The 14,760-nt window shown below is 56.3% G+C and carries 12 protein-coding genes and 1 tRNA gene; 10 read left to right on the forward strand and 3 right to left on the reverse strand.

The genetic code is table 11. The features are described 5' to 3' along the window. Positions 1-249: 249 nt before the first annotated feature. Together ACWB12_RS00095 and ychF are read right to left on the reverse strand one after the other, a co-directional pair. A tRNA-Ser gene (locus ACWB12_RS00095) sits at positions 250-339 on the reverse strand. A gap of 135 nt (positions 340-474) precedes the next feature. Next, positions 475-1,572, reverse strand: a complete 1,098-nt coding sequence (ychF, locus tag ACWB12_RS00100; RefSeq protein WP_479528016.1) for a redox-regulated ATPase YchF — start codon at positions 1,570-1,572, stop codon at positions 475-477. A 229-nt stretch (positions 1,573-1,801) separates the two neighbouring features. Here ychF and ACWB12_RS00105 point away from each other — a divergent pair, with 229 nt between their 5' ends. The 8 genes from ACWB12_RS00105 to ACWB12_RS00140 all read left to right on the forward strand — a co-directional run bounded on the left by ACWB12_RS00105 (position 1,802) and on the right by ACWB12_RS00140 (position 9,564). Then, positions 1,802-2,287 (forward strand): acyloxyacyl hydrolase, encoded by a 486-nt coding sequence (locus tag ACWB12_RS00105; RefSeq protein WP_479528017.1) that lies wholly within the window; start codon positions 1,802-1,804, stop codon positions 2,285-2,287. 90 nt (positions 2,288-2,377) lie between these two features. Beyond that, complete coding sequence (gene trpA, locus ACWB12_RS00110; protein ID WP_479528018.1) at positions 2,378-3,169, forward strand: tryptophan synthase subunit alpha; 792 nt, start codon at positions 2,378-2,380, stop codon at positions 3,167-3,169. 35 nt (positions 3,170-3,204) lie between these two features. After that, positions 3,205-4,299 carry a phosphagen kinase gene (locus ACWB12_RS00115; protein WP_479528019.1) on the forward strand — a complete coding sequence of 365 codons (1,095 nt, stop codon included), beginning with the start codon at positions 3,205-3,207 and terminating at the stop codon, positions 4,297-4,299. Between the two features lie 25 nt (positions 4,300-4,324). Then, on the forward strand, positions 4,325-5,200 hold the full coding sequence (locus ACWB12_RS00120; RefSeq protein ID WP_479528020.1) for a sulfotransferase domain-containing protein: 876 nt from the start codon (positions 4,325-4,327) through the stop codon (positions 5,198-5,200). A gap of 119 nt (positions 5,201-5,319) precedes the next feature. Further along, complete coding sequence (locus ACWB12_RS00125) at positions 5,320-6,888, forward strand: trimethylamine methyltransferase family protein (protein WP_479528021.1); 1,569 nt, start codon at positions 5,320-5,322, stop codon at positions 6,886-6,888. A 65-nt stretch (positions 6,889-6,953) separates the two neighbouring features. Beyond that, positions 6,954-8,117: an alpha-hydroxy acid oxidase gene (locus tag ACWB12_RS00130; protein WP_479528022.1), complete on the forward strand. Its 1,164-nt coding sequence runs from the start codon at positions 6,954-6,956 to the stop codon at positions 8,115-8,117. A gap of 165 nt (positions 8,118-8,282) precedes the next feature. Beyond that, positions 8,283-8,648, forward strand: coding sequence for a VOC family protein (locus ACWB12_RS00135; protein ID WP_479528023.1), 366 nt, complete (start codon positions 8,283-8,285; stop codon positions 8,646-8,648). Between the two features lie 238 nt (positions 8,649-8,886). Further along, the gene (locus tag ACWB12_RS00140) at positions 8,887-9,564 is read left to right on the forward strand and encodes a 50S ribosomal protein L25/general stress protein Ctc (protein WP_479528024.1); all 678 of its coding nucleotides are present in this window, start codon (positions 8,887-8,889) and stop codon (positions 9,562-9,564) included. A 122-nt stretch (positions 9,565-9,686) separates the two neighbouring features. Here ACWB12_RS00140 and ACWB12_RS00145 read toward each other — a convergent pair whose 3' ends face one another. After that, positions 9,687-10,385: an FkbM family methyltransferase gene (locus ACWB12_RS00145; protein ID WP_479528025.1), complete on the reverse strand. Its 699-nt coding sequence runs from the start codon at positions 10,383-10,385 to the stop codon at positions 9,687-9,689. A 90-nt stretch (positions 10,386-10,475) separates the two neighbouring features. On the opposite strand from ACWB12_RS00145, the gene pth reads away from it, so the two are divergent. Then, positions 10,476-11,153 (forward strand): aminoacyl-tRNA hydrolase, encoded by a 678-nt coding sequence (gene pth, locus ACWB12_RS00150; RefSeq protein WP_479528026.1) that lies wholly within the window; start codon positions 10,476-10,478, stop codon positions 11,151-11,153. A 4-nt stretch (positions 11,154-11,157) separates the two neighbouring features. Further along, on the forward strand, positions 11,158-14,757 hold the full coding sequence (locus ACWB12_RS00155; protein WP_479528027.1) for a hydantoinase B/oxoprolinase family protein: 3,600 nt from the start codon (positions 11,158-11,160) through the stop codon (positions 14,755-14,757). The last annotated feature ends 3 nt before the right edge of the window (positions 14,758-14,760 follow it).

Here is a 14,760-nt window from a genome sequence, read left to right on the forward strand (position 1 = left end):
CCACCCGCACAGCGCGCGAAAATTCGAACTCGGAAAAATGGGCGTTCTTAATTTACGTTGCTTTACAACCACTTACAAAACTGAACCAAAACCCACTTAGGCAACAGCTTTGGAGAATATCGGGGGTCAGAGAACCGATTTCGGGTCGACCGCTAGAACAGCACTCAACAGCCCAACCGCTATAACCTTTGAAAACAACAAGAAAATCCGGCCACGTCCCAAAACGGAGAACGGGTTGTCGGGTGTTGGTGGCGGAGCCGAAGGGATTCGAACCCTCGAGACGATTCCTCGCCTACTCCCTTAGCAGGGGAGCGCCTTCGACCACTCGGCCACAGCTCCGCCGACGGGTTTAGCGGCGAGCATCATTGGGGGCAAGGGGGAAATGTGCGAAAATACCGCTCAAATGCTCATCATGCCCTTACGGACATTCTTTGCGAGAAACTCCCGCACGGGAGTGTCGTGCGGGAGGCGGTATCAGGTGTTGAACAGGAAGTGCATCACGTCGCCGTCTTTTACCACATAGGTCTTGCCCTCGATGCGCATTTTACCGGCTTCTTTGGCACCTGTCTCGCCCTTGAGCGCCACAAAATCATCATAGGCGATGGTTTCCGCCCGAATGAATCCGCGTTCAAAATCGCCGTGGATCACGCCTGCGGCCTGCGGGGCAAGGGTGCCTTGTTTGATGGTCCATGCGCGGGCCTCTTTGGGGCCGACGGTGAAATAGGTTTCCAGATGCAACAACTCGTAACCAGCGCGGATCAGACGGTCCAACCCAGCCTCTTCCAACCCCATTTCAGACAGGAACATTTCGGCCTCATCCGGCTCTAGCTGGCTGATCTCTTCCTCGATCTGAGCTGAAATAATCACATGCGCGTTGCCCTCGGCTGCCGCCATTTCGGCCACGGCTGCGGAATGGGCGTTGCCTTTGGCCGAGGCATCTTCCTCGACGTTACAAACATAGAGGATCGGTTTGGTGGTCAGCAGTTGCAGCATGTTCCACACCTTGCGGTCATCTTCATCGACGTCAACCACGCGCGCTGGTTTGCCATCTTCCAGAACCTCGGCAGCGGCCCGCAACAGACGCTCCTGTTGCACCGCTTCCTTGTCGCCACCACGCACCTTGCGCACGATGCCTTGCAGGCGTTTTTCAATCGATTCCATATCGGCCAGCATCAGTTCGGTTTCAATGGTGGCGGCATCGGCCACCGGATCAACCCGCCCCTCGACATGGGTCACATCGCCATCCTCAAAACAGCGCAACACATGGGCGATCGCGTCGACCTCGCGGATGTTGGCCAGAAACTGGTTGCCCAGCCCTTCGCCCTTGGAGGCCCCTTTGACCAGCCCTGCAATATCGACAAACGTCATGCGGGTCGGGATGATCTTTTGCGAGCCAGCGATTTTGGCCAAGGTATCCAGCCGCGCGTCGGGCACACCGACTTCGCCGACATTGGGTTCAATCGTGCAAAACGGGAAATTCGCGGCCTGTGCGGCAGCGGTTCTCGTAAGCGCGTTAAACAACGTGGATTTACCGACATTCGGCATTCCAACGATACCCATCTTAAAGCCCATGGCTTGATCCTTGATCCAGTTTCCCGCCGCTTCTAGTCGGTCAGGCAAACAGACGCAAGCCAGCGGTCAAAACGGACTGGTCCTGATCAGGGCATCAATAGCTCACTTTAAGGTAACACGTTTGTTAAATAACGGAAATTCACTCCGTTACACGTTCGGAGTAGGGTGGATTGTTTGCCTGAACATGGGCTTCTAGATTGGAGTTACACATTCAACACAGGAGGATCCCATGAGGAAATTTCTAGCAATATCGGCATTTATTGTGTCCACAACCGCGGCATCCGCCGGGGAATGGGTATTGGGTGCTGGCAGCAGTCTATTCCACGACTCCAGTTCAGAAAGCGGCACGATCACATCGTTTGAATTGCAGAGTGATCCGTTCTTTACCCGCAATCGTTTCAGCATAAGCTATATGGGAGTGGTAACGGCCCATGGCACGGGGGATGTTTTCGTCGGGGTTGGCCTGTCGAGCGTGTATGATTTTGACAACCGCTGGTATATCGAGGGCAGTATCGCACCGGGATATTTCAATGAATCAAGTGCAGGTAATGATCTGGGGGGACCCTTTGAAATCAGGCTGTTGCTGGGGTTGGGGTATGAGCTGAATTCGGGCGATAGCATATCGTTTGCGGCGATGCATAAATCCAATGCCTCGACCTCGACACGGAATCCGGGGGTGAACGGGGTTTTATTGCGTTATCATCACAAGTTTTAGACCAATGCTGGCGGGGTTGTCCCGCTGAAGGATTGCAATTGGGCGGAAATTTAGGCACATCAGGGCGTATTCAATAAAAGGGACGCCCAGATGACACGGATCGACCGCAAATTCGCCGAACTGAAAGCCAAAGGCAAAAAGGCGTTTGTGTCCTATATCATGGCGGGGGATCCGGATTTTGACACCTCGCTGGAAATCGTCAAAGGCCTGCCCGCTGCGGGGGTGGATGTGATCGAACTGGGCTTGCCGTTCACCGACCCGATGGCGGATGGCCCGACGATTCAATTGGCAGGGCAACGGGCGCTAAAAGCAGGCATGACGCTGGAACGCACGCTTGAGATGGCGCGGGAGTTTCGCAAAGGCGATGACGTGACGCCGATTGTGTTGATGGGGTATTACAACCCGATCTATAATCGCGGGGTCGACAAGTTTCTGGAGGATGCCAAAGCAGCCGGTATCGACGGGATGATCATCGTTGACCTCCCCCCTGAAGAAGACAGCGAATTGTGCATTCCAGCGCAGGCGGCGGGGTTGAACTTTATCCGGTTGGCGACCCCGACCACGGATGATGCCCGTTTGCCCAAAGTGCTGCAAAACACCTCGGGCTTTCTTTATTACGTGTCGATCAATGGCATCACCGGATCGGCCGAGGCCGAGGCGGCCGATGTTGGCCCCGAAGTGGCGCGGATCAAGGCAAAAACCGATATACCTGTGATTGTCGGCTTTGGTATCAACACACCCGAGGCCGCCCAAGAGGTGGCGAAGGTTGCGGATGGTGCGGTCGTTGGATCAGCCATTATCGCCAAGATTGCAGCAGGCGACAGCGTGCCCGACGTGCTGGCGTTTGTGAAAACCCTGTCGGACGGGGCGCATCGGGGGTAAAAGAACAGAGGCGCGCCAGATAAATAGGAGCAACCATGACGGACGAGCAACTGATCGCGCGGATCGCAGAAATCAAGCAATCCAACCCCAACAACCTGATGGCCCGCCATTTTGACGTGGCCTTTTACAACGGTCTGACCACCCCGCTGCAAGCGCGGTTTCGCAAAATCATCGCGTCCGGCGTCGAGAATGCCAATAGCAACATGGGCGCCTATGCGATGGACCCGCAGGATTACGATGACTTTGCACCGTTCTTTGATCTGCTGATCCGCGATTTTCACGGGATTGCTGACGGCACCCCGATTTCCCAGCCCCATGATTGGGACACGACGGCCAAGGTCTGTGATCTGGGCGCGATTGATGCCAAGCTGAAAGAGGTCTCGATGCGGGTGCGGGTGGCGCGTAATGTTGCCAGCTTTCCGTTGCCCGGTGCGATGACCAAAGAGCAACGGGTGGCATTCGAGGAGGTTGCCGCTGCGGCTTTTGCCAAGCTGGCAGAGAACCCCGAATTTGGCGGCCAGTATCTGTCGATCACGCCGAGTTCGCCTTATGAAATTGATAGCGCGGAATACGACCGCCGCGTGGCCGCGCACCAGATGTTCAAGGATATGAGCAACGACAAATATCTGAACGTGGCGGGTATTTCGGGCGATTGGCCCTATGGGCGCGGCATGTATGTGTCGGCAGATCAGGGTTTTCTGGTCTGGGTCGGCGAGGAGGACCACCTGCGCATCATGTCGATGCAGACCGGCGGCGATCTGAATGCGCTGTTCGGGCGTCTGCACAGCGGGCTCGAGATTCTAGAGGGGCTGCTGCCCGATTTTGCCATGTCGGACAAATACGGCGCGGTGGCGTCCTGCCCGACCAATCTGGGGGCGGGTATGCGCTCTAGCCTGCACATGAAGCTGCCACGTCTGACCAAGGGCGGCACTGATCTGACAACCATTACGCTTGAAGCCAAAAAACTCGGCCTAGCAGTGCGCGGGGCAGGCGGCGAGCATTCGGATGCGGGGGCGGACGGTCTGGTCGATATATCACCATCCGCACGGCTGGGCGTGAGCGAGATGCAGATCATGCAGCGGCTGTATGACGGGGTCGCGGCGTTGTGGGAGATGGAGACAAAGGCGTGATTTGCACTATATTTGACTTTCATCAATGATGGGCGAATTTGAACCGGCACGCAAACGGTATAGCGGTAAAATTTCTGATCCCTCTCGCTGGCAGTCTATCACGCCATGTAAGGGAGATGTTGTTCTGTCCTCACCGCCCAAGTCAGGAAGCACTTGGACGCAGGGAGTTTTGGCACTTTTGATTTCGGGTGATCCAGATGTGGATGCTGATGTTTCAAACAAAGCCCCATGGATCGACATCACATTTGATGGCCAAGACGAGATTTTGCAGAATTGGCAGGCCCAGACCAATCAGCGGCAACTGAAAACCCACACACCTTTGGATGGTATCCCGATTTGGTCAGAGCTTCGGTATATTTCGGTTTATCGCCACCCGATTGATGTGCATTTTTCGTTTCGAAAACATGTGTATCATATGAAAGAGACTGTGTTATCCGATATTTACCCTGACGACATTTCAACGGGGTTCAAGATTTTTCTTGAAGGTAAGCATCACGATGGCGCAAGTCTTACGTCAATTGTTGATCACTATCGATCAGCCCTTATGTTTGAGCAGCGCCAGAACTTCTTACGCTTGCACTTTGCGGATATGAAGCGCGACCTCGCGGGTGTATTTAGCAAGATTGCTGACCATATAGGCATTTCGCATTCGCCTGAACATATGGCGAAACTGGTGGATGCGGCGTCATTCAAGAACATGAAATCCAACGCTAACAGATTTGCGGTCGCAGCGGGACAGGGGTTTTGGGACAATGATGCCGACTTTTTTGATAGCGGAACGTCGAATAAATGGTTGGGCCCATTAACGGATGCGGATATTACTGCTTATGATGTACGCATTTCCGAATTGCTTAGTAATAAAGAGCGCGCGTGGTTGGAATGGGGCGCAAAGAGGCCTTGATCCTGAAAGTAATTGCCAGAATACGGCTCGCCCGCTACGCTCCCCTTGCTCAAGTCGGCAGGCAGTGAGCGCGAAACGGTGTGTGCCATATCGAAACTGATTATTCAGGAGGTATGGACATGACTGGTAACACCCCCACCACACGGCCCAAACGGCGCGGGCGCAAGAACCCGCCAAAGACCATTAAACCGGCAGATGCGTTTTCAATGGACAGCGTCTTTGCAGCGCGCCCCACGTTCGGGTTTTTGAACGCCGACCGCATGGCCTATATGCAGGAACGCACCTTCGCGTTGTTGGCTGATTACGGCGTGATGGTTGTGCATCCTGCGGCCAAAGCGGCGTTCCTTAAGGCCGGAGCCAAGGAAGGTTCTGAGGCCGGACGCATCCGGCTCCCCCGAAAGCTGGTTGAAGAAGCACTGGCTGCCACGCCGAAATCAGCATTGTTCGCAGGCCGCAAGCCAGAATTCGACATGCAAGTACCGCGCCCTGACAAGGGCTTTATCCTGCGCACCGGCACGGGGGGACATGGCTATGTTGACCCGCGTGACGCCAGCTACCGCAACATGGATTTGCAGGCGGCGGGCGAGATTGCTGCGGTGGCCAATGATCTGGATCAGGTCGGGTTCATTGCGCATCCCTTTGTGCACGGGGTGCCCGAGGTGACGGCGGATATTCACAGCTTTGCCAAGATCACAGCCAACACCTATAAACACGTCTGGATGCAACCCTATCAAAAGGAAAACATCGAATACCTGATGAAGATCGCGGTGATTGCGGCGGGGGGGGAAGATAACTTGCGAGCGCGGCCCTCAACCTCGGTGATCACCTGCTCGTTCACTCCGCTAGAGTTCAAATACATGGATACCGAGGTGATCATTCAGGCGGGCAAATATGGTGTGCCGATCCATGCCTGTTCGTTGCCCTCCGCCGGTGGCACAGCACCTTTGTCGGTGCCTGCGATGGCCTTAATGGCGGCGGCAGAAATTCTGGGGATGATGACGATGGCGCATATCCTTGCGCCTGGAACGCCAGTGATCGCCACGCCGCTGATGTTCACGCTGGACATGCGCACAGGGTCGGCGCTGCAGTCATCAGTCGAGGCGATGCAGGCGGCGAATATGTCGATCCAGTTGATGAAAAGTTTCGGGATGATGGCGCACACCTATGGCTCTGGCTCGGACACGCCGGATGCGGATCACCAGTCGATGGCGGAACGCGCGCTGCTGATGCAGAATGTGGCGCTTTCGGGGGCCGATATTCTGGGCGGGGTTGGCCAGCTGGAATGTGCCACCGTGTTTTCGCCAGTTCAGGCGGTGCTGGACAACGAGGTGGGCGCGATGGTGCGCCGGTTTATGCGCTCGCCAGAAATTGACGAGGCCAGCTTGAACTGGGACGAGCTGTCGTCAATCCGTGTCGGCGGGCATTTTCTGGACAGTGACCATACGGTTAGCCAATGTCGGGACCAGTTTATCCCGCAGGTATTTCAACGGGACGGGCGCGATGATTACGAGGCCTCGGGGCGGCGCGGGGCCTTTGAAGAAGCCCGTGATGTGGCGTTGGCGTCAATTGCCAATGCGCCCGAGGGTGGCGTGTTGAGCGAGGATCAAAACCGCGAGATTGCAGAACTGGCGGCTAAGGCTGATGTGCATATTGTCGAGGTATACTCAGGACGAGTGGATACGATTTAGCCCTCTTGAAATATGCGCGGCATTGGCGGCATATGTTGGGTGACAGACCTTGAGGAGCAAGCACGATGGCCGTTATTACCGAAATCGCTGATCTGAAGAAGATATACAAACGCCGCGTGCCCAAGATGTTTTATGACTATGCCGAAAGCGGCAGTTGGACCGAGCAGACATTTCGCGAAAACACGTCCGATTTTGACCTGATCCGCCTGCGCCAACGGGTGGCGGTGGACATGACCAATCGCAGCACGGCAACGCAGATGATTGGCGAAGATGTGTCAATGCCTGTGGCGTTGGCGCCAGTGGGTTTGACGGGGATGCAATGCGCGGATGGCGAGATCAAGGCCGCCAAAGCGGCGGAGAAATTCGGGGTGCCGTTTACTCTTTCGACAATGTCGATTTGTTCGATCGAGGATGTGGCCGAAAACACAACCAAGCCGTTCTGGTTTCAGGTCTACACCCTGAAGGACGACGATTTCATGAAGCGGCTGTTTGACCGAGCAAGGGCGGCAAATTGTTCGGCCATCGTGATCACGGTCGATCTGCAACTATTGGGCCAGCGCCACAAGGATTTGAAAAACGGTTTGTCCGCCCCGCCCAAGCTGACGGTGAAATCCATCGCCAACATGATGACCAAGGTGCAATGGGGCCTTGGTATGCTGGGCACCAAGCGGCGGTTTTTTGGCAATATTGTTGGCCACGCAGCGGGGGTGACGGACCCGTCGAGCCTGTCGGAATGGACGGCAAGCGCCTTTGACCAAACGCTGGACTGGAAGCGCATAGCCCAATTCAAAAAGATGTGGGGCGGCAAGGTGATCTTGAAGGGGATACTGGATGTCGAAGACGCCAAAATGGCCGCCAAGGTTGGTGTGGATGCGATTATTGTGTCTAATCATGGTGGGCGACAATTGGATGGCGCGCTTAGCGCGATCCGGGCATTGGGGCCTATTCTGGATACTGTCGGCGATAAGGTCGAGGTGCATTTTGACAGTGGCATCCGGTCCGGTCAGGACGTGCTGAAGGCAATGGCGATGGGGGCGAAGGGCACCTATATTGGTCGCGCATATACTTACGGATTGGGCGCGATGGGCGAGGCGGGCGTGACCAAATCGCTTGAGGTGATCCACCGCGAGCTGGACCTGACGATGGCGCTGTGCGGGCGCAAATCGGTCGAGGGGCTGGACCGTGATGTGCTGCTGGTGCCCAAAGGGTTTAGCGGCGAGTGGGCGTGAATCGGCGAGGAATATGCTATATGAAAACCATATGAATCGCATATGAATTCCATATGACTGATTGACGGGGGTGAAATGGCTTACGATAAGGAACCGTCTCAACGGTTTGGGCCGGCGACATTACGACCATTCGGTTTACGGGTTGGACTATTTTGAAAGGGAATAATGGCGCATTTTCGATATATAGTTGAAGGCGTCAAGCAAGCGATTGAATTCTATACTGACAAGCTGGGATTCGTTCTGGATCAGCAATATGGACCAGCGATGGCGATCCTGAGCAAAGACGATTTGGAGCTTTGGCTCGCGGGCCCACCTGCTTCTGCTTCAAAGCCGATGCCTGATGGCTCCAAACCGGCACCAGGTGGTTGGAACCGCATTGTCATCGTTGTAGAGCACCTCGAGAATTTTTCATTGGCTCTTCGTAAACAAGGCGTCGTTTTTCGGAATGATATTGTCGAAGGCCCTGGTGGCAAACAGGTTCTTTGCTCCGATCCGTCTGGAAATATAGTGGAACTATTCGAGCCAGATTAGCTTAGTGAACGGCGCTTGTCGCTTGTCGCTTGCCGATTTCGGATTTATGCGGGCTGTTTGAACTGTAGAATGTGCATGTATATTTGGCTGCGGTTTGGGACAGAGAAAGATAGTGACCCGACCAAACCCCTCTGCCGAATAATTCCCCCCTTCACATCCCCCCAATTCCCGTCTATACGCGCGTCTTCACGCGGGACTACACCCTTGGAGGAGCCCGCACTAACCTAGGAGAATTATCATGGCTAAAAAGATCCCTGATCTTATCGCCAACGAGCGCACGGGGACAGGCAAGGGGGCCGCCCGCCAAGCGCGTCGTGCAGGGCTGGTGCCCGGTGTTGTTTATGGCGGGAGCGCTGATCCATTGGCGATCACCATCCCCTATAACAAGCTGTTCAAAATGCTAAAGTCGGGCGGTTTTCTGTCGACCCTGTTTAACCTGAAAGTCGAAGGCCATGACGATGTGCGCGTGGTTTGCCGCGATGTTCAGCGTGATGTGGTCAAGGATTTGCCCACGCACCTTGATCTGCTGCGTCTACACCGCGACAGCCGTATTGATATGGCGATCCATGTTGAGTTCATCAACGAAGAGGAATGCGTTGGTCTGGCCAAAGGTGGTGTTCTGACCATCGTGCGTCCAGAGGTCGAACTGAACGTTCTGGCCGGTGACATCCCTGATCATATCACGGTTGATCTGGCGGGTCTGGATGTAGGTGACACGATCACCATTTCCAGCATCACCCTGCCTGAAGGCGTAACGCCAACCATCACCGACCGCGATTTCGTGATCGCCAACGTTCAGGCGCCAACGGTGGCTGAAGTTGAAGAAGACGTGGAAGGCGCAGATGCCGAAGGCGTCGAGGGCGAAGAAGGTGCCGAGGGCGAAGACGCCGGTGCCGAAGAGGGTGGCGAGGAGTAAATCCTTTCCCTCTGATCTTTGCGAGAAAATAGCGCGGGGCCAATTGGTCCCGCGTTTTTAGTTTATAGCGTTTCCAGTTTACCTTGGATCAGAAGATCGATTCAATGTGAACTGGAAGTGTTCTAAGGCGAGGTTTTATCGCCGATGCGTTTGAAAACCACAACCTGACCGCGCGAGCCAGCCGGACAATAGGTTAGGTTTGACGCCGACATCTGGTCGAAAATCTGCTGGATCACCTCGTCACCATATAGTTGCGGGTGCAACTCGATCACCAGCAGTCTGACATGATCGGGCCAAGGCGCATCAAACAGCCCTTGTTCACCCCCCTCGATGTCCATGATGACCACGGTTGGTTTATGGTCTTCCATCAACGCACCGATTTTGACGGCGGGCACGTCAACCGATTGGGTCGTTTTCCATTTTTTGGCCAATGTCGGGTTCAGGGACGAGGCCCAGAAAGCGGCCGTCATGTGAAAGGTGACCTGATCCGCCGTATAGCTGTCAGGCACGACAGCGGCATTGATCACGGTCACGCCCTCGATCAGATTGGTTGCCAGATTCTTTTCGACCACAGGGGTCATCTTGGGGTTTGCCTCGACTGTCATCAGGTTTTCCCCGCCAATCCGGCTGGCGATCTGCATGCCAATATAGCCAACCCCCGCCCCCAGTTCCAACACACGATCACCCGCCATAATATGGCGCTTTACGGCGACGGTTTCATGGCCCTCGTAGCGCTCGTTCTCCATCGATTTGCGGATGTGGTCATTCATCAGGTGGTTGGGAATATGAATGAGATATCCGTTTACCAGAAATTTGGCCAAATCAGGTGTTCCTTTGTTAATGATGCGTCGTTGCAACCTGCCTAGCAGTTTCTTAAAAGTGTAGCAGCATAATTTATCAGGAGAATCTGTGTGCGTCTGTTTGTCGGCCTTGGAAACCCCGGTGCGAAATACGCGAACAATCGGCATAACGTCGGGTTCATGGCGCTGGACCGGATTCAGTCCGGTCACGGGTTTGCCCCGTGGCGGCGCAAGTTTCAGGGGCAAGTATCCGAGGGGCGGTTGGGACGCGAGAAGGTGATCCTGCTAAAGCCTGAAACATTCATGAACCTGTCGGGCCAATCGGTGGGCGAGGGGATGCGGTTTTACAAACTGACGCCCGAGGATGTGATGGTGTTCCACGACGAGCTGGATCTGGCCCCGCGCAAGATCCGCGTCAAACAGGGTGGTGGTCATGCGGGGCACAACGGGCTGCGGTCCTTGCATCAGCATATTGGCGAGCATTACGGGCGGGTGCGGATCGGCATTGGCCATCCGGGGCACAAGGACCGTGTGGCGGGTTATGTGCTGCATGATTTTGCCCGCGCGGATGCCGAGTGGCTGGAGGATATGATGCGCGGGATTGAAGATGGTGTGGTGCATTTGGCAGAGGGCGATAGTGCGAAGTTTCTGAATGCGATCGGGTTGCGTATGGGACAACCATCCGTAGCGAAAAAGGCACGAAAACCGACCAAGCAAACCGATGCACCAGAGGTGAAAGCGCCTGATGAGCGCACAGCTATGCAAAAGCTGATGGATAAATTCAAATAAGGGTATGCGCGTGAACAATGCACAGTGGGAATTCTGGATCGACCGTGGTGGCACTTTTACCGATGTGGTGGCGCGGCGGCCTGACGGGGTGGTGCTGACGCATAAGCTGCTGTCGGAAAACCCCGAACGGTATCTTGATGCCGCCGTGCAGGGCATCCGCGAATTGCAAGGTTTGGCGGCGGACGAACCTCTGCCTGTTGGCGCCATTGCTGCGGTCAAGATGGGCACAACCGTGGCCACCAATGCGCTGTTGGAACGCAAGGGTGAGCGCACCCTGTTGCTGATCACCCAAGGGTTCCGTGATCTTTTGCTGATCGGGTATCAGACCCGACCCAAGCTGTTTGATCTGGAAATCAAGCGCCCTGATCTGCTGTATGAAGATGTGGCCGAGGTGCCGGAGCGTCTGGATGCTGACGGTGCGGTGGTCTCTCCACTGGATGAGGAGGCCGCGCGCGCAGCGCTCATGGTCGGATATGCCAAAGGTATCCGTGCGGTGGCGGTAGCGTTTTTGCATGGCTATTTGAACCCTGCGCACGAGGAACGTGTTGGCGAAATTGCCCGCGAGGTCGGGTTTACGCAGGTGTCGGTCAGCCATCAGGTTTCCCGTTTGGCCAAATTGGTTGGGCGCGGCGACACCACGGTGGTGGATGCTTATCTGTCGCCGATCTTGCGCCGATATGTCGATCAGGTGGCGGGGGCGCTGGATGTGGGCAAGGGCGGCTGTGAACGTCTGTTGTTCATGCAGTCCAACGGCGGGCTGACGGATGCGTCGTTGTTTCAGGGCAAGGATGCGATTTTGTCTGGCCCCGCGGGCGGGATTGTCGGTATGGTCAAGACCGGCGAGGCGGCGGGGTTTCAGCGGCTAATCGGTTTTGACATGGGTGGGACGTCAACCGATGTCAGCCATTATGCGGGCAGTTACGAGCGCACATTCGAGACCGAGATTGCAGGGGTGCGGATGCGCGCCCCGATGATGGATATTCACACCGTGGCCGCCGGTGGTGGCTCAACCCTGACGTTCAGCGACGGGCGATATCAGGTCGGGCCAGAGAGTGCGGGCGCTGATCCTGGGCCCGCGTGTTATCGGCGCGGTGGCCCGCTGACAGTGACCGATTGCAACGTGATGCTGGGCAAGCTGAATGCAGATCACTTTCCGCATGTGTTTGGCCCCAGTGGCGACTTGCCGCTGGATACGGATGTGGTGCGGCAAAAGTTTGTTGTGCTGGCGGACCAGATTGCACAGGCAACTGGCCGTGCGCCTGACACACCCGAGGCTGTGGCCGAGGGGTATCTGCGCATCGCGGTTGATAACATGGCCAATGCGATCAAAAAGATCAGCGTGCAGCGCGGGCATGATGTGACGCAGTATACGCTGCAATGTTTTGGTGGGGCCGGTGGACAACATGCCTGTCTGGTGGCCGATGCCTTGGGGATGAGCCGCGTTTTTGTTCACCCCTATGCGGGGGTTTTATCGGCTTACGGTATGGGTTTGGCTGAAATCAGGGCCTTGCGCGAACGGCAGGTGGATGTGCCGTTAAGCGATGTGGAACAGGCCGCCGATGTGCTTGCTTTGATCAGGGATGAAGCCGTGGACGAAGTACAGTCGCAAGGCGTGGCACCAAGTGACGTGCGCAGCATTGAGCAAGCCTATCTGCGCTATGACGGCTCGCATCAATCGCTTGCGGTTCCGTTTGGCGATGTGGGGGCAATGCAGGCGGCGTTCGAGGCGGCACATAAGCAGCGGTTCGGGTTTATATCGCCCGAGCGCGGGATATTGTTTGAAATGGTCAGCGCCGAGGCCATCGGCGAAACCGGCGAGGTGCCGCAGAGTTTGGCAGTGACGGGTGGCTCGGGTGAGCCTGCCGCCCAAGTGCAGTTTTATTCGGATGGGGCAGTTGGAATGGCGCCGTTGTATCAACGTGAAAATCTAGGGCCTTCGGCGCGGGTTGTGGGGCCTGCGGTCATTACCGAAAGCACCGGCACCAATGTGATCGAGGCGGGTTGGGTCGCGCGGGTTGATGCATTGGGTAACCTGATCGTCGAGCGAGGCGAGAAGAAGCATCGCGCATCCGCCGCAGGCACCGATGCGGACCCAGTGTTGCTGGAGGTATTCAACAACCTGTTCATGTCAGTCGCGGACCAGATGGGCGCAACATTGGCCAACACGTCTTGGTCGGTCAACATCAAGGAGCGGCTGGATTTCTCCTGTGCGATTTTTGATGACAAGGGTGATCTGGTTGCCAACGCGCCGCATGTGCCGGTGCATCTGGGGTCGATGTCGGACAGCGTTAAAACCGTGATGCAGCAAAACGCTGGCGATATTGCCGAGGGCGACGCCTTTATGTTGAATTCGCCCTATAACGGCGGCACCCATTTGCCCGATGTCACCGTGGTGACGCCGGTGTTTGTGGATGGCGCGGTGGTGTTCTGGCTGGGGTCGCGCGGCCATCACGCCGATATTGGCGGGCGCACGCCGGGGTCAGCCCCGCCTGATAGTCAACATATTGATGACGAAGGCGTGCTGATCGACAACGTGCGGCTGGTCAAACGCGGCGTGTTGCAGGAACAGCAGGCCGAAGCCGTGCTGGCGTCGGGCAAATACCCGTGTCGCAACATCGCGCAAAATATGGCCGATCTAAAGGCACAGGTGGCGGCCAATGTGACGGGGCAGCAGGCGTTACTGGGGGTGGTTGAACAGTTCAGCCTGCCGGTGGTGCTGGCCTATATGGGCCATGTGCAGGACAACGCCGAGGAAAGCGTGCGCCAAGTGATTGGCCGTCTTTCGGACGGGGAATTCACCTATCCGATGGACAGCGGCGCGGAGATCAAGGTGCGGGTGACGGTGGATACCGATGCGCGCGAGGCGGTGATAGATTTCACCGGCACAGCGACGCAGGACAAGGGCAACTATAACGCGCCGTTTGCGGTGTGTTCAGCCGTGGTTCTATATGTGTTTCGCACCATGGTCGGGGCAGATATTCCGCTAAATCAGGGGTGTTTGAAGCCACTGAAAATTATCGCGCCGGTGGGTACCATGTTGAACCCTGTCTATCCGGCGGCGGTGATTGCGGGCAATACCGAAGTCAGCCAAGCGACTTGTAATGCTTTATACGGGGCGCTGGGCGTGATTGCCTGTTCGCAAGCCACGATGAACAATTTTATCTGGGGCGACGAGGTGTTCCAGAACTACGAAACCATCGCTGGCGGCACCGGTGCTGGGCCGGGGTTTAATGGCTGTGACGCAGTGCAGAGCCATATGACCAACACGTTGATGACGGACCCTGAAATTCTGGAAAAACGCTTTCCGGTGCGGCTGGAAAGTTTCGGAATCAGGGACGGGTCTGGCGGGGCTGGCAAGTGGTCAGGCGGCAACGGCGCCGTTCGGGTGATGCGGTTTTTGGAACCGGTGACGGTGACGACGCTGTGTTCGCACCGCATTGTGCCACCGTTCGGTGTGGATGGTGGTGCGGCGGGGGCTGTGGGGCATAATGCCGCGGTGCTTCCGGACGGGACGCGCGTGGAGCTAAAGGGCAATGACGAGATTGATCTGCCAGCGGGTGGTGTGTTCGAGATGCTGACTCCGGGCGGGGGTGGCTGGGGCTGACAG

This window comes from Profundibacter sp. (genome assembly GCF_056498605.1).